General features: G+C 65.9%; 16 protein-coding genes. 12 read left to right on the forward strand and 4 right to left on the reverse strand.

Annotation, left to right across the window (positions count from 1 at the left end; translation table 11 throughout):
* Positions 1–102: 102 nt before the first annotated feature.
* On the reverse strand, positions 103–1,743 hold the full coding sequence (locus ABMY26_RS17620; protein ID WP_372398489.1) for a hypothetical protein: 1,641 nt from the start codon (positions 1,741–1,743) through the stop codon (positions 103–105).
* Between the two features lie 267 nt (positions 1,744–2,010).
* Between ABMY26_RS17620 and ABMY26_RS17625 the strand changes: the two genes are divergently transcribed.
* From ABMY26_RS17625 to leuB, 3 genes are all read left to right on the forward strand, one after another.
* The gene (locus ABMY26_RS17625) at positions 2,011–3,195 is read left to right on the forward strand and encodes an MFS transporter (RefSeq protein ID WP_372398490.1); all 1,185 of its coding nucleotides are present in this window, start codon (positions 2,011–2,013) and stop codon (positions 3,193–3,195) included.
* 182 nt (positions 3,196–3,377) lie between these two features.
* On the forward strand, positions 3,378–3,989 hold the full coding sequence (gene leuD, locus ABMY26_RS17630; RefSeq protein ID WP_045581976.1) for a 3-isopropylmalate dehydratase small subunit: 612 nt from the start codon (positions 3,378–3,380) through the stop codon (positions 3,987–3,989).
* A 70-nt stretch (positions 3,990–4,059) separates the two neighbouring features.
* Positions 4,060–5,175 (forward strand): 3-isopropylmalate dehydrogenase, encoded by a 1,116-nt coding sequence (leuB, locus tag ABMY26_RS17635; protein WP_372398491.1) that lies wholly within the window; start codon positions 4,060–4,062, stop codon positions 5,173–5,175.
* Between the two features lie 96 nt (positions 5,176–5,271).
* Here leuB and ABMY26_RS17640 read toward each other — a convergent pair whose 3' ends face one another.
* On the reverse strand, positions 5,272–5,562 hold the full coding sequence (locus tag ABMY26_RS17640) for a general stress protein (protein WP_109050568.1): 291 nt from the start codon (positions 5,560–5,562) through the stop codon (positions 5,272–5,274).
* A gap of 735 nt (positions 5,563–6,297) precedes the next feature.
* Between ABMY26_RS17640 and ABMY26_RS17645 the strand changes: the two genes are divergently transcribed.
* Together ABMY26_RS17645 and ABMY26_RS17650 are read left to right on the forward strand one after the other, a co-directional pair.
* The gene (locus ABMY26_RS17645) at positions 6,298–6,696 is read left to right on the forward strand and encodes a response regulator (RefSeq protein ID WP_372398492.1); all 399 of its coding nucleotides are present in this window, start codon (positions 6,298–6,300) and stop codon (positions 6,694–6,696) included.
* 71 nt (positions 6,697–6,767) lie between these two features.
* Positions 6,768–8,210, forward strand: coding sequence for a hypothetical protein (locus tag ABMY26_RS17650; protein WP_372398493.1), 1,443 nt, complete (start codon positions 6,768–6,770; stop codon positions 8,208–8,210).
* 13 nt (positions 8,211–8,223) lie between these two features.
* Here ABMY26_RS17650 and ABMY26_RS17655 read toward each other — a convergent pair whose 3' ends face one another.
* Positions 8,224–9,093 carry a CoA ester lyase gene (locus tag ABMY26_RS17655; protein WP_372398494.1) on the reverse strand — a complete coding sequence of 290 codons (870 nt, stop codon included), beginning with the start codon at positions 9,091–9,093 and terminating at the stop codon, positions 8,224–8,226.
* A 232-nt stretch (positions 9,094–9,325) separates the two neighbouring features.
* On the opposite strand from ABMY26_RS17655, the gene pdxY reads away from it, so the two are divergent.
* Positions 9,326–10,186: a pyridoxal kinase PdxY gene (gene pdxY / locus ABMY26_RS17660; protein WP_372399029.1), complete on the forward strand. Its 861-nt coding sequence runs from the start codon at positions 9,326–9,328 to the stop codon at positions 10,184–10,186.
* A 42-nt stretch (positions 10,187–10,228) separates the two neighbouring features.
* Here the strand turns inward: pdxY and ABMY26_RS17665 are convergent, their stop codons facing one another.
* Positions 10,229–12,493 carry an ATP-binding protein gene (locus ABMY26_RS17665; protein ID WP_372398495.1) on the reverse strand — a complete coding sequence of 755 codons (2,265 nt, stop codon included), beginning with the start codon at positions 12,491–12,493 and terminating at the stop codon, positions 10,229–10,231.
* Between the two features lie 241 nt (positions 12,494–12,734).
* On the opposite strand from ABMY26_RS17665, the gene zapE reads away from it, so the two are divergent.
* From zapE to ABMY26_RS17695, 6 genes are all read left to right on the forward strand, one after another.
* Positions 12,735–13,907, forward strand: coding sequence for a cell division protein ZapE (gene zapE / locus ABMY26_RS17670; RefSeq protein WP_372398496.1), 1,173 nt, complete (start codon positions 12,735–12,737; stop codon positions 13,905–13,907).
* 206 nt (positions 13,908–14,113) lie between these two features.
* Positions 14,114–17,644: a type I restriction-modification system endonuclease gene (gene hsdR, locus ABMY26_RS17675; RefSeq protein ID WP_372398497.1), complete on the forward strand. Its 3,531-nt coding sequence runs from the start codon at positions 14,114–14,116 to the stop codon at positions 17,642–17,644.
* A gap of 2 nt (positions 17,645–17,646) precedes the next feature.
* On the forward strand, positions 17,647–18,591 hold the full coding sequence (locus ABMY26_RS17680; RefSeq protein ID WP_372398498.1) for a hypothetical protein: 945 nt from the start codon (positions 17,647–17,649) through the stop codon (positions 18,589–18,591).
* 39 nt (positions 18,592–18,630) lie between these two features.
* Complete coding sequence (locus ABMY26_RS17685) at positions 18,631–20,082, forward strand: N-6 DNA methylase (protein WP_372398499.1); 1,452 nt, start codon at positions 18,631–18,633, stop codon at positions 20,080–20,082.
* A complete protein-coding gene (locus tag ABMY26_RS17690; RefSeq protein ID WP_372398501.1) occupies positions 20,079–21,434 on the forward strand; it encodes a hypothetical protein in 1,356 nt (451 codons plus the stop codon). The genes ABMY26_RS17685 and ABMY26_RS17690 overlap by 4 nt, the downstream gene beginning before the upstream one ends.
* A gap of 739 nt (positions 21,435–22,173) precedes the next feature.
* The gene (locus tag ABMY26_RS17695) at positions 22,174–23,844 is read left to right on the forward strand and encodes a methyl-accepting chemotaxis protein (protein ID WP_372398502.1); all 1,671 of its coding nucleotides are present in this window, start codon (positions 22,174–22,176) and stop codon (positions 23,842–23,844) included.
* Positions 23,845–24,012: the final 168 nt, after the last annotated feature.

Here is a 24,012-nt window from a genome sequence, read left to right on the forward strand (position 1 = left end):
CGGCCGATGGTCGATACGGTCATGGTGCGGACTTCGGGCTCGAAAGGGGGGCTGCGGGGCTGGCGCGGCGATCACGGGTGATAAACAGCACAAACCGGGCGATTATTCCATTGTCTCCCGGTTGCCGGCCATCCGGTCGACCGCACAGAGATTCAGCGGTTCCCCCAGATTGTTGGCGATGGCCCGGCAGCGCTGCGGGTCGAGCCGCAGGCCTAGCAGGGCGGCCGCCTTGGCGGCTCCAGCCGTGTCCGGGATCGTGCTCAGCATCAGGAAGGGGCCGCGATGGGCCGATACCTTGTCCTTCATGATGGCGAGATAGCCGTTGCCCACCGAATCCGGCTGCAGGAAGTTGGACTGGATGCGCACGAAGGTGACGCGCGACGGGAAGGACGGGATGACGTGCGAAATGGCCCAATAGCCGGCCATCAGCACCATGGTGTCGTCGGGATCGTCGATGGGCGGCACGTCCGCTTGCACCCAGCGCCGGTCCGCGCCCTCCGGCCAGGGAATACGCCCCCAGTCGGCCGGCTGCACCGTCAGCTGAACCAGCGCCAGCAGTGCCACCGCCAGCCCGATGCGCAGCCGCCGCGCCAGCGGCAGCAGCCCCACCGCCATCGCCAGCGCCAGCGGCGCCAGCATCTCCAGCGGCACGAGGTAGCGGTAGATGCAGAACATCGCCACCCACAGCGCATAGGTGATGCTCAGCGCCACCAGCAGGAAGCGGGTTGCGGGCTTGTCGGTCAGCCAATCGTTGCGCTTACCCATCGATCGCCCGGCGAGCATGGCGGCGAAGCCGGCCGGCACCAGGACGAACAGGGCCAGAACCCGCAGGTCGAACCACGGCACCTCGCCCACCGTCAGGGGGAAAAAGGTGAAGACGATGGGGAAGAACAGCCGCTCCCACAGGGTCGGCGGGAAGAAGGCGACATTGACATAGTCGGAAATCGCGGCGAAGGGCGACCTGAAGATGTGGTTCATGTGCGGGAAGACCGGGTTCCCGTAATCGTGCCACAGATGCGCCATCCACAGGCCGCCGCCCAGCGCCAGTCCCGTCAGCACGCCGATGCCGAAGAAGAAGGCCAGCCATAACCGCCGCCAGGGGCGGGCGGGCAATGCCAGGAAGGCCAGGCACAGCCCGACCGCATAGATCACCGTCGGGTTCTTCAGCCCCATTGCCGCCCCGGCCAGCAGCCCGGCCGCAGCGACCCGCGCGAAGCTCGGCAGCGGCCGGCCGTCCAGGATGCCGGGCAGGCCGTGGGCGACGACCGCAAGCGCCCCCAGCACGCCCAGGCTGACGACATTGTCCTGGAAGCTGGTGCCGATCAGCCCCAGCGTGCCGCCACCCAGCCCGCCCATCAGCGCCAGCACCATAGCGGCCAGTGTTCGTTGCCGAATCGGAATGTTCCGCATGCAGGACGATGCCAGCAGGAACAGCAGCGACAGGTTCACGCCCTGCAACGTTCCCCACAGGAAGCCGGCCGCCCGTGCCGGCAGATGGGTCGCCAGCCAGTAGAAGGGTGCGTCGAGGAAGGGGTTGTAGAAGGTCGGCATCTGCGCGGCCAGAAGGTCGCGCCCGATTCGCCCGGTCAGCAGCGCATAGCCGTTGTACCAGTGGTAGTTCCGCAGATCCCAGTTGGCGTCCATGCCGAAGGCCAGGGTCAGCAGGCCGTAGGCGGCGGGCGCCAGCAGCAGGAAGATGCGACCGGTCAGGCGGGCGCGGCGGTCGTCGTCGAAGGGCGGCATCGGGTCGGGTGGACCTTCGTTCGTGAGGGGCGCGGCACTTTGGTAAGCGGCCACCCGACGCTCTGCAAGCGACGAACTGCGCGGAGGCCGGATGTCCCGAATTCCCGTCCTTCGCGATTTTCACAGGGCACACCGCGGAACAAGTCGTTTGCCCGGCTGCTGCCGGCGGCTACCGTGGCGCCTTTCGGCGGACGCGAGGGGGCGTGGAGGGGCGTGGATCCAACGAGGGGGCCGGCGATACCGGCGCGGCTGGTGTGGGCGCTGGGCATGTCGCAGCTCATCTGCTGGGGCGTTTCCTACTATGTGATCGGCCTGTTCGGCGAGGCGATGGCGGCCGACCTCGGTCAAGGGCTGCCGACGATCCATGGCGGCTTCACCGCGGCGCTGGTGGTCATGGGGCTGGTGTCGCCCGGCGTCGGGCGCGCCATCGACCGGCATGGCGGACGGCCGGTGATGGTCACCGGCTCCCTGCTGATGGCGGCGGGCTGTCTCGGGCTTTCACTGGCGCATGGGCTGGCCGCCTATTACGGGGCCTGGGTCCTGCTGGGGCTCGCGATGCGGATGGCGCTGTACGATGCGGCCTTCGCCGCGCTGGCCCGGATCGGCGGACGGGCGGCGCGCACGCCGATCTCGCAGATCACGCTGCTGGGCGGGCTGGCCTCCACCGTGCTGTGGCCGGTGGGGCAGGGGCTGGCGGATCTGCTGGGCTGGCGCGGTGCGCTGGGCGTCTATGCGGTTCTGGCGCTGGCGACGGTGCCGCTGCATCTGCTGATTCCGCCGGATCGCCACGCGCCGGATCGCCAGGTTTCCGACGGCCGGGCGCGGGAAAGCGGTGACGATGCCGTGCCGCCGATGCCCGTCCCGCCCGCCCCGCCCGTTCCATCCTCGCTGCTGGCCTCGGTGCTCTATGCGCTGATCGTGGCGCTGACGGGCATGCTGAACTCGGGGCTGTCCGCCCACATGATCGGGATGCTGGCCGGGCTCGGCATGGCACCGGCCCTGGCGGTCTGGGTGTCCACCCTGCGCGGTGTCGGGCAGTCGGCTGCCCGGCTGGCGGAAATCCGGTTCGGCAGGCGGCTGTCGGCCTTCGGTCTCGGCATCCTCGCGACCGGTCTGATCGTGCCCTGCTTTCCGCTGCCGGTGGCCTTCGGGGCGGCGCCCGCGGCCGGGATCGCCTTCGCCCTGCTGTTCGGGGCGGGCAACGGGCTGGTCACCATCGTGCGCGGCGCCCTGCCGCTGGCCCTGTTCGACCCGGCCCGCTACGGTCAGACCGTCGGGCGCCTGATCACCCCGGGCTTCTTCGTCTCCGCGCTCGCGCCGCTGCTCTATGCGCTGGTCATCGAGCGCTTCGGCGACGCCGCGGCGCTGTGGCTGTCCTTCCTGCTGGCCGTCGGGGCATTCGTGGCCGCGCTGGTGCTCGCGCTGCGTTTCGGGCCGCGGAATCGGGCCTGACCGGGCCGATCCCGCGGGTTCTGCGCAACAATCATGCGTAGCGGCGCATTCGCGCATGCCTGTTCGCTCGCCGCGCGCAGGGAAAAGGGCAAGCTTCCTCTGGCAATGGCTTGTTCGGTCTGCTATTCACCACGCTCTGCATGCGCGCGTTTGCGCCTTCTTGCGCGACAGGATTTCTGGCGATGGATAAGTTCACGGTTCTCACCGGCGTTGCGGCGCCGCTGCCGATGATCAACGTCGACACCGACATGATCATCCCCAAGCAGTTCCTGAAGACCATCAAGCGGACGGGGCTCGGCAAGCATCTGTTCGACGAGATGCGCTATACCCCCGAGGGGCAGGAGATCCCGGACTTCGTCCTGAACAAGGCGGCCTACCGCAAGGCCAGCATCCTGGTGTCGGGCGACAATTTCGGCTGCGGCTCCTCGCGCGAGCATGCGCCGTGGGCGCTGGCCGACTTCGGCATCCGTTGCATCATCGCCCCCAGCTTCGCCGACATCTTCTACAACAACTGTTTCAAGAACGGCATCCTGCCGATCAAGTTGCCGAAGGAGCAGGTGGACCTGCTGCTCGACGACGCGTCGCGCGGGTCGAACGCCGTCATCACGGTCGACCTCGAGAAGCAGACCATCACCGGCCCGGACGGCGGCTCCATCTCCTTCGAACTCGACCCGTTCCGCAAGCATTGCCTGCTGAACGGCCTGGACGACATCGGCCTGACGCTGCAGCAGTCGGCCCACATCGACGGGTACGAGGGCAAGCAGCGCGCCGGACAGCCGTGGATGTGGGGCTGACCGCCCCCATCCTCCCCCGATTTCCGCAACTCTGTCTTCTTGACGTCTGACTTTTGGGAGTGCGCCCGCCATGGCCGCCAATAAGAAGCTTCTGTTCCTCCCCGGTGACGGCATCGGCCCGGAGGTGATGCGCCAGGTTCGCCGGGTCGTCGACTGGATGGACCGCAAGCGCAAGATCACCTTCGACGTGTCCGAAGGCCTGGTCGGCGGCGCGGCCATCGACGCCCACGGCGTTCCGCTGTCCGACGCCACGCTGGCCGAGGCGCTGGCGGTGGACGCGGTGATGCTGGGCGCCGTCGGCGGCCCGAAGTGGGACAACCCCACCGACTACACCAAGCGCCCGGAAGCCGGCCTGCTCGCCCTGCGCAAGGAACTTGGCCTGTTCGCCAACCTGCGTCCGGCGGTGGTGTTCGACGCGCTGGTCGACGCCTCGACCCTGAAGGCCGACGTCATCCGCGGCCTGGACATCCTGATCGTCCGCGAGCTGACCGGCGGCGTCTATTTCGGTGAGCCGCGCGGCATCACCGACATCGGCAACGGCGAACGCCGCGGCGTCAACACCCAGGTCTACACCACCGGCGAGATCCGCCGCGTTGCCCGCGTCGCCTTCGAGCTGGCGCGCAAGCGCGGCAACAAGCTGTGCTCGATGGAGAAGGCCAACGTCATGGAATCCGGCCTGCTGTGGCGGCAGGAGGTGACGAAGCTCCACCAGGAGGAGTTCCAGGACGTCGAGCTGAGCCACATGTATGCCGACAACGGCGCCATGCAGCTGCTGAAGAACCCGCGGCAGTTCGACGTGATCGTCACCGACAACCTGTTCGGCGACATCCTGTCGGACGAGGCGGCGATGATGACCGGCTCGCTCGGCATGCTGCCGTCGGCCTCGCTCGGCGCTCCGGATGCAGCCGGCAACCGCAAGGCGCTGTACGAGCCGGTGCACGGCTCCGCCCCGGACATCGCCGGCCGCGACCTTGCCAATCCCTGCGCGACCCTGCTGTCCTTCGCGATGTGCCTGCGCTACTCGTTCAACCTGGACGAGGACGCCAAGCTGATCGAGCGCTCGATCCAGAACGTGTTGGGCGGCGGCATGCGCACGGCCGACATCATGGCTCCGGGCATGGCGCGCTGCTCCACGACCGTCATGGGCGATTCGATCCTGCGCGAACTGGACAAGCTGGCGTCCTGATCGATGCGTTGAAGGTTTCCCAAAGAAAAGGCCCCCGTCCGGAAGGACGGGGGCCTTTTCGTCTGCACGCTTTTTCGTCTGCATGGTAGCCGCGTTTCAATCGCCCCCGGCCGGACGGTCGGCCGTGCGGCCGCCGTGACTCGCCTGTCCGCCCTTGCGTCCGGCTTCCGCCGCAAGCGAGGGGTTCTTGGAGAAGCTGCGCGAGGATGCGGGCACGCTACGCCCGCCCTTGCGCCCGGCTTCCGCCGCAAGCTCCGGGTTCTTTGAAAAGCTGCGCTTGTCGGCCGGCACGCTTTCACCGCCTTTGCTGGCGATCTGGCGTTGCCGATCGGGGTCCATCGACGCGAAACCGCGGCCCGACGTGCGATTGCTCTCTTTCGAGGCCATAACCAACCTCCGACTGTGCCTTGTTGATCTGACAACCGACAGGGCACGGGAGTGGTTCCCGCTTTACCCCGTTAAATCATCCATGCGGTCGTGCCAGGCGCCGACGTCGAGCTTCGGCAAGCCATGTCGCCGTCTTCATTTCGCCAGCCCCCCTCGGTCGATGATCCAGGACTGAAAACCGGAATCCCTTTGGGGTCTGCGCGCTTCCCCAGTCGTGGGAATGACGGCCGGCAGGGCATCCTTGCGGCATCGATCGTATCGGCCTTCGGAGGCGAAAGAGCTATTCTAAGTGGAAAAATGACGAGCGCCGTTCGCGATGGATTGCTTTCCCAGCGACGGATAAGTTGTGTTTCCTGGCATCCCTAGTAACGATGCGGGGCAAGGCGGGGGATTCCATATTGCGTTCGTCATCGATCCAGGAATTGCTGTGAACACAATCGATCAGGGCGTTAAGATGTGTAAACAAAATAAGACACCAATATTTCGAAATAATTATAGCATATCAAGAGATCTGCGTGGGTTCAATTAAGTTACTATTGCATGATATCATGCAATCATGGATGAAATTTTGCCAAATTTGAAGAATAATATCCTTCCGGAATTTGGTATTTTTGGAAAATGGTAAGATTTTATCAGTTTTTGCCATGGAATCTCTTAAGACATTGGCAAGATTTTCCGGAGCCTCATTGATGGATAGCCGATGCCGCTCCGGATGCGTGCGGGCAGGGGGTTCCGATGCCGACCGTGCTTGTGGTGGACGATGATCCTGCGCTTCGCCTGACGCTCCGCCGTCTTCTCGAAAAAGCGGGTGTGGAGGTCGAGGAGGCGGCGGACGGAGACGAAGCCATGCGGCTGTTCCGGGCGCGCAGGCCGGATTTGGTGATCTGCGACGTGGTGATGCCCTATGTCGACGGCCTGCGGACGATCATGACCATGCGGCGTCTGGCCCCGGCGGCAAAGATCATCGCCATATCCGGCGGCGGCCGCAGCAAGGCGATGGACCTCTTGGCGGCCGCCCGGCAAATGGGAGCCGATCATGCGCTGGTGAAGCCGATCGAAAAGAGCCAGATCGCCCTGATCGTCGATTTCTGCGGTCGTGACCCCGGTCCTTCTCCGTCACCGTGCCTGCCCTGAGGCGGCGAGAGCATGGTGCCGTGATGTCGATCAAGTCCATACGGCGCCGATTGCGTCAGTGGTTCAGGCAAGTGGAGGCTAAGGGCGCTCCCCGGCCGCAGGCCGCCACCTCCCTTTCCGCCGGGGATGGAGGGCCACCGGCCGTCGGACAGGAACTGCGCGGTCTCGAGCAGCGCCTGTGGCGGCTGCTGATGCAGCCTGCGGTCGCGTCGACCGGCCGTGTCCACCTGCTCGATCTCGGCATGATGCGGGAGTGTCTCGGGCCGAACTGGCCGGACCTGCGCTGGCGGGTTTTCTCCGCGGCCGACGCACTGATCGAACGCTCCCTGACCCGCAACGACATCCGCTTCAGGACCTCCAGCGACGATTACATCATCGTGTTCGCATCGCTCGAACGCCATGCCGCTGCCCTGGTGTGTGCCAGGATCGCCCAGGAACTGCTGCAGCTTTTCCTGGGGGACGACAGGACGGCCGACATCCGCGTATCGACTGCCGTCGGGGTGGTGGATGGACACATCCAATTCGACCATGCCTTCGCCAAGACGCTGCTGGCCGGTGCGCTGCCGCAAGCGGAGCGCCGGACCGGCGGCGGGCCTGTCTTTTCAACATCCGGGGCCGCGATCGGGGGAGCAGCGGGGGGGGGCGCGGGAGGAGCCGCGGGGGGAGCCGTGGATGGATCCCCGGCGATGTCCGGCGTCCTGTCCCATGCGGATGAAGCCACCGGCAGGGCCCAGATCGCCCTGCGTCAGTTGAGGCTTTCGCCCGACGATGCCGGCCAGTTCGGCATCAGATACCGGCCGGTCTGGGACATCGGTCAAATGGTGATCTCGACCTATATGGGAACCCCGGTTCGCATCTTTCCGGACGGCTCCTTCCTGGAGGGGCCCGCAGCCTTGACGTCCGTCACCGATGTCATGGAAATTTTGAGGCTCGACGCCGAAGCGCTGGTCGGATCGGTCGAAATCCTGAACGGACTGTTCCGCAGCAAATCCCGCCTGTTGATGTCGGTGCCGGTCTGCTTCGAGACCTTGGCCGCCCGCCGCACCCGGCAGCCCTTTCTCGAAATCTGCCAGTCGATCCCCGACTATCTGCGCCGTTTCCTCATCTTCGAGCTTCTGCGTTTCCCGCCGGGGGTGCCCACCGGCCGTCTGAACGAACTGCTGCACGAGGTCAGGCCCTATTGCCGCTGGTCCTTCATGCAGGTCGACTTCAAGCCGCAGAGCTTTTCCGGGATCGCCGGCACGGGTTTGAGCGGCGTCACCATGGCGATGCCGGCCGACCGGTCCGCGGAGGCCCGGCTGATGGAGGAGATGAACAGCATCGTCCTGTCGGCGGAGCGGGCCGGCCTGATGATCTGCGTCACCGGCCTGTCGACGACCAGCATGGTGGTGGCGGCGAGGGCGGCGGGGGTCAGGCTGGTCGCAGGCAACCGCATCGGTCCGCCGCGGGACCGCCCGAGGGCGATGAACCGCTTCGACTGGCCCGACCTGTACCGGGAGGAGGATGTAGGCTGACGGGCGGCCTCGTTCAGATCGCCGCAATCGCGTCGGCCAGCGCCACCAGCCGGCGGGCGTTCTCGACATGCAGGGTTTCCACCAGCTTGCCGTCTACCAGCACCACGCCCCGGCCGGCCGCGGCGGCTTCGGCATGAGCGGCGATGATGCGGTGGGCCTGGGCGATTTCCTCGGCGTCGGGGGCGAAGGCGTCGTTGCAGGCGGCGATGGTCTTGGGATGGATCAGCGTCTTGCCGTCGAAGCCCAGCTCGCGGCCCTGGCGGCAGGAGGCGGCGAAGCCCTCGTCGTCGTTCAGGTCCAGATGCACCCCGTCCAGCACAACCAGCCCATAGGCCCGCGCCGCCAGCAGGCACAGGCCCAGGCTGGTGATCATCGGCAGCCGCTGCGCCGTGTGGGCGGCGTGCAGGTCCTTGGCGAGGTCGGACGTGCCGAGCACCAGCGCGCCGACGGAGGGGGAGGCGCCCGCGATCTCTCTGGCGTTCAGGATGCCGAGCGGGGTTTCCATCATGCACCAGACGGTCTGGCGGGCAGGCGCCCCGGCCAGGCGCAGCACCGCCTCCGCCTGCCGCACCGCGTCGGCACTCTCCACCTTCGGCAGCAGCACGGCGTCGGCACCGCTGGCCGCCGCCATGCGCAGGTCGTCATAGCCCCAGGGCGTGTTCAACCCGTTGGTGCGGACGATCAACTCCCGCCTGCCATAGCCGCCGGTCGCCAGCGCGTTTGCGATGGTGTCGCGCGCCGCGGCCTTGGCATCCGGTGCGACCGCATCCTCCAGATCCAGGATCAGCCCGTCGGCGGGCAGGCTGCGCCCCTTCTCCAGGGCGCGGGCGTTCGAGCCCGGCATATAGAGCACGCTGCGGCGGGGGCGGACGGTCGTGGCCATGGCGATGTTCCGGCGATGGGGTGGCGGATGCGGATGGTTGGCGAAGGCAGCTTTAGCCTCGCGTCCCTGTCCTGTCCATGGGCCATGCCGTCACGGCTTCCCGCAACGTCCGATCAGGGTGCCCCCCGCATACCCGGCCTGTCCATGCATGGCAGCCATGCCGCGCCCCCAGCACAGCGCGATGGAGTCGGCGGCTTTACGCATGGCGGGGCGTCGCATACGCTCCATGCCCATGAAGACCGTCCTCACCATCCAATCGCATGTCGCCTACGGCTATGTCGGCAACCGGGCCGCGGTGTTTCCGCTGCAGCGGCTGGGGATCGACGCCACGGCTGTCAACACCGTCCAGTTCTCCAACCACACCGGCTACGGTGCCTGGACCGGCCAGGTCTTCACCGCGGAGCATATCGCCGACATCGTCGACGGCATCGCCGCGCGCGGCGTGCTGCCGGCCCAGGATGCGGTGCTGTCCGGCTACATGGGCGACGTCAGCCTCGGGCAGGTCATCGTCGAGACCGCGGCGCGGGTGAAGGCGGCCAACCCCAAGGCCATCTATTGCTGCGACCCGGTGATGGGCGATGTCGGGCGCGGCTTCTTCGTGCGGCCCGGCCTGCCGGAATTCATCCGCGACCATGCGGTGCCCGCCGCCGACCTGATGACGCCCAACCAGTTCGAACTGGAATATCTGACCGACCGCAAGGTGGCGACGATGGACGACGCGCTGGCCGCCACGGCCGCGTTGCGCGCACGCGGGCCCCGTCTGGTCCTGGTCACCAGCCTGACCCGCAGCGATGCCGATCCCGACAGCATCGAGATGCTGGTGGACGGCACCGACGGGGCATGGCTGGTGGCGACGCCGCGCCTGACCTTCGACCCGCCGCCCAACGGGTCCGGCGATGCGGTGGCGGCGCTGTTCCTCGCCCATTACCTGTCGGCCTTCGACCCGGCCGATGCGCTGGAGAAGGCGGCTGCGGCGATCTTCGCCATCTTCGAGGCGACGGAACGGATGGGCACGCGTGAGCTGCAGCTGATCGCCGCGCAGGACGGGTTCGTCAATCCATCCCGCCGCTTCTCCGCCACCCGCCTGCGCTGACCGTTTCCACCGCCCTCGCTCCCCGCCCCGCCTCCACTACGGTCAGGCCGCCCCTCCGGCTGTTCGGCCGGCGAATTGGCTTCCGGTTCGGGCCGGATGGTCGATCACGCGGGATGCCGGCAGCCGCACCGTCATGGTGGTGCCGACACCGGTCGTGCTCCGGCAGGTCAGCGTCCCGCCATGCAGGTCGACGAAGTTCTTCGAGATCGACAGGCCCAGACCGGTGCCCTCGAACCGCCGGTTTGCCGAGTTCTCAGCCTGGCGGAAGGGCTGGAACAGGTCGGCCATGAAGTCGGGCGGGATGCCGATGCCGGTGTCCGTCACCTCCAGGCGGAAACCGCCGTCGTCCTCGAAATCGGCGGCGAGGGTGACGCTGCCGCCGGCCGGCGTGAATTTCACGGCGTTCGACAACAGGTTGAGGATGACCTGTTTGAAGGCGCGGCGGTCGACCCACAGCATGGCGACGACCGCCGCGATCCCGTTGTTCAGGGCGACCCCGCCGGATGCGGCGCGGTCGCGCACCATCATCAGGCATTGGGCCACGGCCTCGTGCGCTTCCACCGCCTCCTCGCACAGCTCGAACCGGCCGGCCTCCAGCTTCGACATGTCCAGCACGGCGTTGACGATGTCCAGCAGATGCTGGCCGCTGTCGTGGACGTCGGCGACACAGGATTTCTGCCGGTCGTTCATGGGACCGAAGAACTCGCTGTCCAGCACCTCGGCGAAGCCGATGATGGCGTTCAGCGGGGTGCGCAGCTCGTGGCTCATGTTGGCCAGGAACTCGCTCTTCGCCCGGTTCGCCAACTCCGCCTGGGTCTTGGAGGCGATCAGCTCGGCTTCCTGCTGCTTGCGGCGGGTCATGTCGCGGATGACGCCGACATAGATGCGCGGCTCGTCCGGCTCCAGGGCACCGAAGGAGGCGGGGCGCACCGCCGGGGCGCCGGGGCTGCCGTCCAGCCTCAGGTCGCTGACCGTGAAGCCGACCGGAAAGGCATGGCCGTCACGGCGCAGCGCGGTCAGGTCCCGGTCGTTGGCACCGCCGCGGGCGTCGGGGATCAGCGTCTCGATCGGCTGGCCGACCATCTCGCGCTCGGGAATGCCGAACATCGATTCCGCCGCGCGGTTGAAGGTGACGATTCGTCCGGCGGTATCGAAGGTGACCACCGCGTCCAGCATGGAATCGAGTATGCCGCGGATGCGGCGCGATGCACGCCCCAGCCGCGCCTGGTCCTCCTCCCGCCGGGCGTGCTGGCGGACGACGAAGGCGGTCAGCAGGGCGATGGCGATGGTCATCACCGCGCCGATGGCAGTCCAGGCGGCGGCGTCCCGCTGCCAGTCCGCCAGCACGGCGGCCACCGGCAGGGTGGCGACGATCACGAAGGGATAGCCCTGCACCCGCCGTACGCTGATCAGGCTGTCGACCCCGGACGCTGTGCCGGCCGCCATCGCCGGTGCGCCCGGCGCAGCGGCGCGGATCGTCAGCTCGTCACGCTCCGCCAGCATCCGCCACACTGCCGGCCAGTCGGCCAGTTGCGCGATCCTGTGCCGGCCCTGCGGCCGTTCCAGCAACAGGGTGCCATCCTCCAGCGCCAGGATCACGCTGCCCTTGCGGTCGATGCCCTGCGATTCGAGCGTCGCCGCCAGCCGTGTCGTGTCGACCATCGCCACCACCACGCCGCGGAAGCCGTCACCGCCGTTCTTCCCGCCTCCCTCCTTTGCGGCCTCCTCCTTGCCGCTTTCCCAGCGCCGGCTGAACGGAATGACGCGGGTGCCGGGGGCCACCCGGCTGGCGATCGGGGCGCCGACGAACAGCTGCCGGTCGGGGTGGTCGCGCGGCTCGGTGAAATAGGATCGGTCGGACAGCAGGGCGGGCGGCAGGGGGGTGTCGGCGGAATGGTGTAGGGCGAAGCCGTCAGGGCCGACGACCAGCAGCCCGGACACGTCGGCGAAGGCCGTGCGGCGCTGGCGCAGATGATCCTGGATCAGCGGATTGCCGCGACGTCCGCCGTCGGGAAGGATGTCGAGTGCGAAGGTCAGGTCGCGCAGCAGCTGGTCCACCGCGAATGCGGTGCGCATGGTCTGGGATTCCAGCATGCGGGCCAGGTCTCTGGTGGCGCGCTCACCGGCGTCCAGCGCTTCGTGCCGGCCCTGGATCAGGCCATAGCCGATTAGCGCGTCCACCACCAGGATGAAGGCGAGGCCGGAAGCCGTGATCAGGAAGCGGATCGATCCCAACCGGCCGCGCAGCGCCCGCGCCAGACCGGCGAGGGATTGGGACGGCAAGGCATCGGACCCGGGAACGGCCATCGGCGTTACGGTTTCCTGTCGGTCGGAGGGCTGGACGGAGCGTCTTCATTAAACGAGCCCAGCGGGTAAGGAAAGTGTAACCTTACTACTTTCGAGGGCTTCCCGCTGCGCCCATGTGCCGCGGTTCCGGCAACCGGTGCGCCTTTTTCAGGCCCCCAGCCATCCCGCGACGGCGGTTGCCGGCAGCAGCGCCATCCGTTAGGTAGGGGGGTATCTTGGCAGCCGGATCGCGCATAGTTCCATGACCGACGGACCGCTTTCGCTCTACCGCGCCCGCCGCGGCAGCGGCACCCTTCGCCCCGATCCCGACCAGGAGCTGGCGGCGGAGAAGTTCCAGAGCCTGTATCAGGCATTGAAGGGCTACCAGCCGCAGCCGTCCGGCGACGGCCGTCCGTCCGGCGGCGGCTGGTTGGAGCGCTTCGGGCTCGGCCGCCGCCGCGCCGCGCCGCCTCCGCCCGACATCGCCGCCACCGCGCCGCAGGGTCTTTACATCTACGGCAGCGTCGGGCGCGGCAAGTCGATGCTGATGGACCTGTTCTATGAGACCGCCCCGGTCGGGAAGAAGCGGCGCGTCCATTTCCATGAATTCATGCTGGAGATCCACCAGCGCATCCACGACCACCGCCAGTCGGGCAGGGGAAAAGGTGACGGCCCGGACGAGGCGCTGCCCGAGTTGGCCCGCGCGCTGGCCGACGAGGCGTGGCTTCTGTGCTTCGACGAGTTCCATGTCACCAACATCGTCGACGCGATGATCCTGGGCCGGCTGTTCACCAACCTGTTCGACCTGGGCGTGGTGGTGGTCGCGACCTCCAACTGGCCGCCGGACATGCTGTACAAGGACGGGCTCCAGCGCGAGCTGTTCCTGCCCTTCATCGCGCTGCTCAAGGACAAGCTGGACGTGCTGTCGCTGGACGGTCCGACCGACTACCGGCTGGACCGGCTGAAGGGCGTGCCGATCTACCATGACCCGCTGGGGGCCGCTTCGACCGCCGCCCTTGCCAAGGCCTTCTCCGACCTGACCGGCGGCGCTGCCGGCGAGCCGACCAGCCTCATGGTGCAGGGCCGCCGGGTCGAGATCGCGCGCGCCGCCAAATGCGTGGCCTGGGTCGATTTCTGGGATTTGTGCGGCAAGCCGCTGGGCGCCGCCGACTATCTGGGTATCGCCACCCACTTCCACACCGTGCTGATCGACCGCGTGCCCACCATGAAGGACGAGCTGCGCAACGAGGCCAAACGCTTCATGACGCTGATCGACGCGCTGTACGAGCACAAGGTCAACGTCGTCATCGCCGCCGAGGGTCCGCCGGAGCGGCTCTATCCCGAAGGCACCCACGCCTTCGAGTTCGAGCGCACCGTCAGCCGCCTGATGGAGATGCAGAGCGAGGACTACCTGCAAAGGCAGCATTTGACTTAGGTCCGAGGAGCCCGGGCGCGGGCGGTGTCACTGCCGTGTCACGGTACAGGGAGGGTGTCCCTTGCTGTGGCCGCGCCTTGTGGCCGCGCCTTCGCCGCCGACGCGCCGACCGTTCCGGTGCCGACACGACCCAACCGCAGGTCGGCGCCGCAAGGTGACAGGGTCCGCCACGACGTGTAAGCTCAGGCGCTTGCATGAGGTGAACGGTGAGCCGGTCAGCCAACTTCAGCTTCCTCGCGAAACACAGTGTCCAGCTTGAACGGCTTGGTGCGCTCGGCGAGCGCTTCTTCGCCGAAGACGCCAACACCGCGATCCTCAAGATGCGGCAGTTCGCCGAGCTGCTGGCCCAGCTGACGGCTGCCAAGCTCGGCATGTGGACCTCGCCCGAGGAGACGCAGGACCAGCTGCTCCGTCGCCTGCGCGACCGTGGCGCGCTGCCGCGCGAGGTCGGCGACCTGTTCCACTACATCCGCAAGACCGGCAACGCCGCCAACCACGATCTTGCCGGCGATCAGGCGACGGCGCTGTCCTGCCTGAAGCATGGCCGCACGCTGGGCGTCTGGTTCCATCGCACCGTGACCGGCGACCGGGCCTTCACCCCCGGCCTCTTCGTGCCGCCGCGCGATCCACGGGCCGAAAGCGCCGCGATGAAGGCGGAGCTGGACCGGCTGCGCGGCGAACTCCAGGCGCAGCAGTCGGCCCATGAGCGCATGGCCGCCGAGGCGCAGGCCGAGGCCGAGCGCCGCCTGACCGCGGAGGAGCGCGCCGCCAAGGCCGAAGCGGACCGGCTGGAGTGGGAGCGGCTGGCCCAGCAGGTCGAGGCCGACCGTGCCCGGCTGGAAGCCGAACTGCTGACCAGCGTCCAGGCGCAGGCCGCCGCAATGCCGTCGCTCGCCATCCAGCAGACCGTCGAGCTGGCGCAGCAGGTCGGGCAGGGCATCGACCTGGACGAGCGCGAAACCCGCCGCCTGATCGACGCCCAGCTGCGCGAAGCCGAATGGGAAGCCGACAGCGAAACGCTGAGCTACGCCGCCGGCACCCGTCCGCAGAAAGGTCGCAATCTCGCCATCGCCGAATGGCCCACGGCGGACGGCCGGGCCGATTACGCCCTGTTCGTCGGCCTGACCATCGTCGGCATGGTCGAGGCGAAGCGCCGCAACACCAATGCCTCCGAATATATCGAGCGGGCGGCCCGCTACAGCCGCGGCTATGTCCGCCGCGCCGACGAGGCGCCGCCGGCCGAAGGGCCGTGGGGGGAGGACCATTCCGGGACGGATGGGGCGCGCTATCCGGTGCCCTTCCTGTTCTCGACCAACGGCCGCCCCTTCCTGCGCCAGTTCGAGGAACTGTCGGGCGTCTGGTTCCGCGACGCCCGCCATCCGCACAACCATGCCAAGGCGCTCGACGGCTGGTACACTCCGGCCGGGCTGCTGGAGGCGCTGCGCAACGATCCGCAGGCGGCGCAGGCCCGGCTTGCCCGCGACCCCTTCGGCTACAATTTCCCGCTCCGCGACTATCAGGAGCGGGCGATCCGCGCCGTCGAGGCCGCCATCGGCGCCGGCCGGCGCGACATCCTGGTCGCCATGGCGACCGGTACCGGCAAGACCAAGACCTGCATCGCGCTGGTCTATCGCCTGCTGAAGGCGCAGCGCTTCCGCCGCATCCTGTTCCTGGTCGACCGCACCGCGCTGGGCGAACAGGCCGGCAACGCGTTCAAGGAAACGCGGATGGAGCAGCAGCAGGTCTTCGCCGACATCTTCCAGGTCATGGAGTTGGGCGGCAGCGTCCCGGACGCGGAAACCAAGCTGCACATCGCCACCGTCCAATCGCTGGTCAACCGCATCCTGGGCAGCGACACCCCGCCGCCGGTCGACGAATACGACTGCATCGTCGTCGACGAGTGCCACCGCGGCTATCTCCTCGACCGCGAGATGGGGGACGAGGAGCTGAGCTTCCGCGACCAGGGCGACTATATTTCCAAGTACCGGCGCGTGCTCGACCGCTTCGACGCCGTGAGGATCGGCCTGACCGCCACCCCGGCCCTGCACACCGTCGACATCTTCGGCGAGCCGGTGATCCATTACACCTACCAGGAGGCCGTCATCGACGGCTGGCTGGTCGACCACGAGCCGCCCATCCGTGCCCACACCGCGCTGAGCCAGGAGGGCATCCATTGGGACGCCGGGGCGGCGGTGGACGTGCTGGACACCCGCACCGGCCAACTCGACCTGATCCATCTGCCGGACGAGGTCCGCTATGACGTCCAGGACTTCAACCGCCGCGTCCTGACGCGCGACTTCAACCGGGTCATCGCCGAATGGCTCGCCGGCCACATCGACCCCGGCCTTCCGGGCAAGACGCTGGTCTTCTGCGCCACCGACCTGCATGCCGAAACCGTGGTTGCCGCCTTGCGGACCGCCTTCGCCGACCGCTATGGCGGCATCGACAACGACGCCGTCGCCAAGATCACCGGCCGGTCGGACGACCCGATGCGGCAAATCCGCCGTTTCAAGAACGAGGAGCTGCCGAAGGTCGCCGTCACCGTCGACCTGCTGACCACCGGCATCGACGTGCCGGAAATCGTCAACCTCGTCTTCATCCGCCGGGTCAGCAGCCGCATCCTGTACGAGCAGATGATCGGCCGCGGCACCCGCCTGTGCGAGGATCTGTTCGGCCCCGGCCGCCACAAGACCGCCTTCCGCATCTTCGACGCCGTCGGCATCTATGCGGCGATGGAAAGCCTGTCGCAGATGAAGCCGGTGGTGACGAACCCCAACATCACCTTCGCCACCCTCATGGAGGAACTGGCCGAGGCGACCGGCACGCCCCTGCCGGTTCCGCCGGCCGGCTTCGCCGAGGAGCGGCAGGCCCCATTCCCCGGCCCGGAGGACCAGCCCGCGCCGGAAGACCCGCAGGCGGCCGAGCGGCGCCGGCAGCAGGCGCGCTGGCTGGTCGGCCAGATCGTCGCCAAGCTGCACCGCAAGCGCCGCCGTCTGACCGAGGCGGGCGAGCGTCGCTTCCGCGACCTTGCCGGCACCGATTCCGAAACCTTCGTCCGCCGCCTGCGCGACGCCGCACCGGAGGAGGCCGCCCGCATCCTGATCGGCCACCGGGCGCTGATGGAACTGCTGGACACCTGCATCGGCGACGACCCGATCCATGTCCCGCTCTATGACGGCACCGACGAGTTCCGGCACGAGGAAACCGGCTATGGCGCCACCATCACCCGGCCGGAAGACTATATCGCCAGCTTCCGCCGCTATCTGGCCGAGAACATGAACCGGGTGCCGGCGCTGAACGCCGTCGCCAACGCCCCGCGCGAGCTGACCCGCGCCCAACTGCGCGAGGTCCGCCTGCTGCTGGAGCGTGACGGCTTCGGCGAGGCGGAGTTGCGCGCGGCCTTCCGCGACATGGACAATGCCGACATTGCCGCGTCGGTGATCGGCTACATCCGCCGGGCGGCGCTGGGTGACGCGCTGGTGCCCTATGACGAGCGGGTGGACCGGGCGATGCGCCGGGTGCTATCCAACCGGCCCTGGACGAAGGCGCAACGTGACTGGCTGGAGCGGATCGCCCGGCACCTGAAGAAGGAAATCGTCATCGACCGCGAGACGCTCGACCAAGGCGAATTCCGCCAGCAGGGCGGCGGCTTCGCGCGGCTGGATCGGGTGTTCGAGGGGGTACTCGATTCAATTATAGAAGAGATAGCCAGCCAAATTTGGAGCGAGGTAGCGTAGCTATGGCGAACTGGGAAGTAATTTATTACCCATCCATGTCCGTACCAGAAGATGACTGGTTCGGACAATTTGTCCTGTATTTCAATAGTTGCGGGATAATTGTGCCATGGCGTGGATTCGATGAGGAGCAATCTGAGACGACAAAAGAACTGTCTCAAACGAATTTCATAAAGCCAATATGCCCTATGGAACATTTTAATTGGAATGAAGATTCTGACAGGAGGCTGATTGAACTATTAAAGACAGTAAAGAGATCGAGGGAAGAAGAAAAGATCCATCTCGGTAAATTAAATTACGGACAAATTATATATGAAATGGAAATAATGAAAATTGCAAGAAAAGATCCAAAGAGTCAATGGTACTTTGTTTCTAAACCTCATGCAAACATTGTGATGACTTACCTTGCTATGCAGCTTGGGAGGCAGGAGTCTGTTTGCATGACGCCTGCTACTGGATCTTTGAGTGCGGCGCGCCTTTTAGCCGATTTGCCGCCATCAGCGATGAAGTCAAATGGTGGTGAAGTTGGGGATTTGCTTAGAAAGCTATTTGTCTGCCCTATTGGCGTTGATTTGCGAGATCTTATGGATTTCAAGGAAAATCATAGCCTTGCTCTAAAAAACTATCAAGAAGAAATAGATAGAATAATGAGTCTTGATGGGGCTCTTATCCCAGGAGAGTTGCGCCGTATGGTGGAAGTAAGAGATGAGATATTGGGGTTGATGAATAGAAAGTTCTTTAATGGTTTCTGCTTTTCTGACTTTGCATACGTCTCTCTCGGTGGAATTGCTTCGTTTTACGAAGAATCCCCCATCGGAGGAGCCATTTCTCTTATGACTCCAGTTGTAAAGCAATTGGTGATCGAAGGAAGGTCTTGGAATAAGAGAAATAGACTAATGGATAATCCGGCGGCCTATGCTGCTTTATCGCATCAGTTCTCAAGGACATGACGATAATATATCTCTCTAATCAGCGAGTGATTGCCCCCTATGAACGCCACCAACGACATCGTCTCCAAGCTCTGGGGGCTGTGCCATATCCTGCGGGATGACGGCATCACCTATCACCAGTATGTGACCGAGCTGACCTACCTGATCTTTCTGAAGATGGCGGAGGAGACGGGGGCGGAGGAGCAGTTGCCGCCTGCCTACCGCTGGGGCGATGTCCGGGCCAGGCAGGGCGTCGAGCAGCTGACCTTCTACAAGGAGATGCTGATCCATCTCGGCACCTATGGCTCGGCGCAGGTCCAGTCGATCTTCCAGAACGCCCAGACCAGCCTGCGCCAGCCGCGCATCCTCAAGGCGCTGGTCGAGGCGATCGAGGGGCTGGACTGGTATTCGGCCCGCCAGGAAGGGCTGGGCGACATGTATGAGGGCCTGCTGGAGCGCAACGCGACGGAGAAGAAGTCGGGCGCCGGCCAGTACTTCACCCCGCGCCCGCTGATCGACAGCATGGTGGCGCTGGTCAAGCCGCAGCCGGGCGAATATGTGCAGGATCCGGCGGCCGGCACCGGCGGCTTCCTGATCGCCGCCGACCGCTGGGTCAAGGCACACACCAACAACCTGTGGGATCTGACCGAGGCCGAGCAGTATTTCCAGCGCCACAACGCCTTCTGCGGCATGGAGCTGGTGCCGGACGCCCACCGGCTCGGCCTGATGAACCTGATGCTGCACGATGTCACCGGCGACCTCCAACTGGGCGACGCCCTGTCGGAGCAGGGGGCGCGGCTGCCCAAGGTCAACGTCATGCTGACCAACCCGCCCTTCGGCACCAAGAAGGGCGGCGGCCTGCCGAGCCGCGACGACTTCACCTACCCGACCTCGAACAAGCAGCTGGCCTTCCTCCAGCACATCTACCGCGGCCTGAAGCCCGGCGGGCGGGCCGCCGTGGTGCTGCCCGACAATGTGCTGTTCGAGGACAATGCCGGCCGCGACGTCCGCCGCGACCTGATGGACAAATGCGACCTGCACACCATCCTGCGCCTGCCGACCGGCATCTTCTACAGCCAGGGGGTCAAGACCAACGTCCTGTTCTTCACCCGCGGCCGCGGCGACAAGGGCAACACCGGCGAGGTCTGGGTCTATGACATGCGGTCCAACATGCCGCAGTTCGGCAAGACCCGCCCTCTGACCCGCGACCATTTCGCCGCCTTCGAGGCCGCCTACGGCGCCGACCTGCGGGGCAAGGCGCCGCGCGTGGACGAAGGCGAGCAGGGCCGCTTCCGCCGCTTCACCCGCGAGCAGATCGCCGCGCGTGGCGACAACCTGGACCTCACTTGGCTGCGCGACGAGAGCGCGGAAACCGAGTTGCCAGAACCGGACGTGCTCGCCGCCGAGATCATCGACACCCTGCGCGTGGCGCTGGAGGAGATGGAGGCGCTTGCCGATCTGCTGGGGGGCGATGAGGTGGCGGAGAGCGCCGTGGCGGAGGCTGCGGAATGAGCGGGCGGGAGTTGCCGGCGGGGTGGGTAAATACGGTCATCAGGGAGGCTATTGCCCCGTATGAATCGATAGATCCCACCCGTATGCCGGATCAGCCTTTTTCGTATATCGATATTGGGGCAATCGATAATAAGAATCATAATATTGGCGAGGCAAAGAAATTTCTTGGAAAAGATGCGCCGTCACGAGCGCGGCGGATCGTTGCGAGCGGCGATGTTCTTTACTCGACAGTCAGGCCATACCTGAAGAATATTGCTCCGGTTGGGGCCGAATTTGACGGGTTCCTGACCTCGACCGGTATTGCTATTCTGAGGGCGTCTTCTGCGGTTCTGCCAGAGTATTTGAAGAATTGGGTCGTCTCTGACAATTTCGCGCGGATCGTTGGTCGTTCCATGGACGGCTCTCTTTACCCCGCGGTTAGGGATGCCGACGTCGAGTCTGCGCCACTTCCACTTGCGCCGCTTCCCGAACAGCGCCGCATCGTCGAGAAGATCGAGGCGCTGACGGCCCGGTCGCGCCTGGCGCGTGAGGCGCTGAACGCGCTGCCGGCCCTGATCGACCGCTACCGCCAATCCATCCTCGCCGCTGCTTTCCGTGGCGATCTTTCGTGTGACGGAGACGACGAACGGCGATCAATGACAGTAGGAGAATTGGTCGCAGAGCCAACGTGCAACGGAATTTCAATCCGAGGCACCGATGCACCTCCTGGTGTTCCAGCTCTGAGATTGAATGCTCTTACCGATCAAGGCATCGACTTTGATGCTCGCCGCTATATTCCTCTTGGGGAAGATAGAGCGAAACGAATCTATGTGCGCGAGAATGACTTCTTTGTATCGCGGGGCAACGGCAGCCTTGACTTGGTCGGGCGGGGTGCTTTGGCATCGAACCCGCCTGAGCCAATCGTGTTCCCCGATACGATGATTCGTATTCGCCTCGATCAAACCGTAGTTTTGCCCGAGTGGTTCGCATTCATTTGGGGAGCGCCCCAAATACGCGATCAAATACGAGCGCGCGTGAAGACGACGGCGGGGATTTGGAAGATTTCGCAGCGCGACCTTTCTTCAATTACGGTAGACGTACCGAACGTTCATGTACAGGTTGGGGAGCTTCGGAAAATCCGTCAAGCGTTGGGCGCCATTGAAAAGTGCCGGGTCCAGTTCGACACGGCCACCTCCCGTCTCGCCACCCTCGACCAGTCCATCCTCGCCAAGGCGTTCCGGGGCGAGCTGGTGCCGCAGGATCCGAACGATGAACCGGCCTCCGTCCTGCTGGAGCGCATCCGGGCCGAGCGCGCGGCGGCCGGTCCCGCTCCCCGGCGCGGGCGGCGTCCGAAAGCGGTGGACGCCGGCTGACCGGACGCGGAGCGGCGGCCCAGGCCGGCGCTCCGCCAAATCGCCCGCCAGATCGCGCGCCAAATCCCCTGCATCTCTCCACCCTGTCCGGGCCGGTGCCGCGCCCGGCCGGCCTCGCAGCCCGTTTTCCCGGCAGGCTCGGAACCCAGGTTGACAGCCGATGTGGATTGCCCTCTCTCCTCCGCTCACGCGCAAAGCAAGTTCACGCTGACGCGGCAGGCGGACCTCTGGTTCGCCGAGTGCGGGGAGAGGGGGGAACCCCTGCCGTGGGCGTGTGGGGATGACGGTCCGCCTGCACTCCCCGAGCGCCCTCCCCAGGGGGAGCCGGCTTGCAAGCGGTCTTGTCACCCTGACTTCGTTGCTCTCGCTTCCCCGGTGTCCGGCAGGGAACCGTTGGGTATGGGCGTCCGATCCCATCGAATATCGGCAAGGCGCAACGATGAAACCAAGTGCGGGTTTCAGCCAAACCCGTATCTATCGCATTTCTTTCAGAAAAAATAGCTGAGCCGGGAAATGGAGGTGAGTCATTCTGCTACAATTACAAAATTTAAATATTGAAAGGACTATCCATAGCGGTTTGAAACATTCTGTTCCAATTCGATACAATTGCTCCGGGTTTCCCCTTAGTTGGATTGCGTTAAGGATAGGATAAGTCTTTATCGCATGTGACTGATTTCCAGCGCTTGCGATGTTATGAAAAAAGGGGGCGTGTATGCTTGGCTGGTTCGGCAATCAAAAGATGATCGTCAAGGTCCTGACGCCTGTCTTCCTGCTCCTGATGATCATGGGGGTGATCGCTACGGTATCGTTGCAGCGGCTGGCGCTGCTACAGGAGGTTGCGGACACGGCGCTGACCGTCGAGGCGTCGCGGCGGGTGACGATCCTGGAGATCGGCCGCCATATGAATGCGGCGACGATTGCCGAGAAGAACGCCATTCTCGAAAAGGACAACGGGGAAATGCGGCGCTTCATCGCCATCTTCAACGAGGAGATGGCGATGGTCGACAAGGAAATCTCCAACCTCGCGCTCACCGCCACCACCGATCTGCGCCGCGAGACCGGCGTGAGGATCAAGCAACTGGTGGAGGCCTATCGCCAGACCGCCGCCAAGGTTCTCGACCTGACCCTCCAGGCCAAGGATGACGAGGCTTTCGCCCTCAGTGCCGGCGAGGGTGCCAAGATGCGCGTCGCCGCCTCGAAGCTGATCGAGGAGCGGGTCGAGGTCAATCGCCAGGGCATGGAAAAGGCCATCCGGGAAACCACGACGGTCGCGGACGAAACCCACCGGGTCGTGCTGCTGCTGACCGCTGCCGGTGCCGCGCTCGGGCTGTCGCTGTCGCTGGCCATCGTCATCTATCTGATCGTCCGTCCCCTGCGCGCCGTGACCGATACGATGAACCGGGTTTCGCAGGGTGATCTCGATGTCGAGGTCGCCGGGGCGGAGCGGCGCGACGAGGTCGGCCTGCTGGCCCGCACCCTGGACATCTTCAAGACCAACGCGCGGGAGGCCCGCCGCCTGACCGCCGAGCAGGAGGAACAGAAGGCCCGTGCCGCGGCGGCGCTCAAGGATGAGATGCGCAAGCTCGCCGACCGCTTCGAAGGCAGCGTCAGCGCCATCGTCCAGCATGTCGCCTCGTCCGCCCAGCAGATGCGGGGGGCGGCCGGTTCCCTGTCGGCGAGCGCCACCCAGGCCTCGGCCCAGTCGGTCGCCGTCGCCGCCGCGTCCGAGCAGTCGAGCGCCAATGTCCAGACCGTCGCTGCGGCGACCGAGGAACTGGCAGCCTCCATCCAGGAGATCGGGCGGCAGGTGACGAACCAGACCGCCATTTCGGCGACCGCGGTGCAGGAGGCCGACCGGACCAACGCCACCATGCAGATCCTGGTGGAAACGGCGAGCCAGATCGGTGCGGTGGTCGACCTGATCAACTCCATCGCCGGCCAGACCAACCTGTTGGCGCTGAATGCCACCATCGAGGCGGCCCGCGCCGGGGAAGCCGGCAAGGGCTTCGCCGTCGTCGCCAGCGAGGTGAAGAGCCTGGCGACCCAGACCGCCCGCGCCACCGAGGGAATTCAGGCCAAGGTGAAGGAGATTCAAAGCGCCACCGCCGAAGCGCAGGGGGCCGTTTCCGGTATCGCCGGGATCATCGGCCGGATGAGCGAGATCTCGTCGGCCATCGCCGCGGCCATCGAGGAGCAGAATGCGGCCACCGCGGAGATTTCCGCCAATGTCGCCCAGGCGGCCCGCGGCAGCGAGCAGGTGTCCACCAACATCGTCGGGGTGACGCAGGCGGCCAATGAAACCGGCTCCGCCGCCAATCAGGTGTTGAGCACCGCGGACGGGCTCGCCTCCGAGGCCGAGCGCCTGAAGACGGAAGTGACCGGCTTCATCGCCACCGTCCGCGCCGCCTGACCGCATGTTTCCTCACCGGCCCGCCGAACCGGTCCCGCCGATGCGCCGGACCGGTTCGGCGGGCCGCGTTGTTTCGCTTCCCGGTTGCCATTCGTTTCGACCGGCTGCCGCACCGGCGAAATATGCGCCGCCCCTGGATTAATTCGCTTCGCCGCGCTGTTCGTGTCG

This window comes from Azospirillum sp. HJ39 (assembly GCF_041507355.1).
GTDB classification, from domain to species: Bacteria; Pseudomonadota; Alphaproteobacteria; order Azospirillales; family Azospirillaceae; genus Azospirillum; species Azospirillum thiophilum.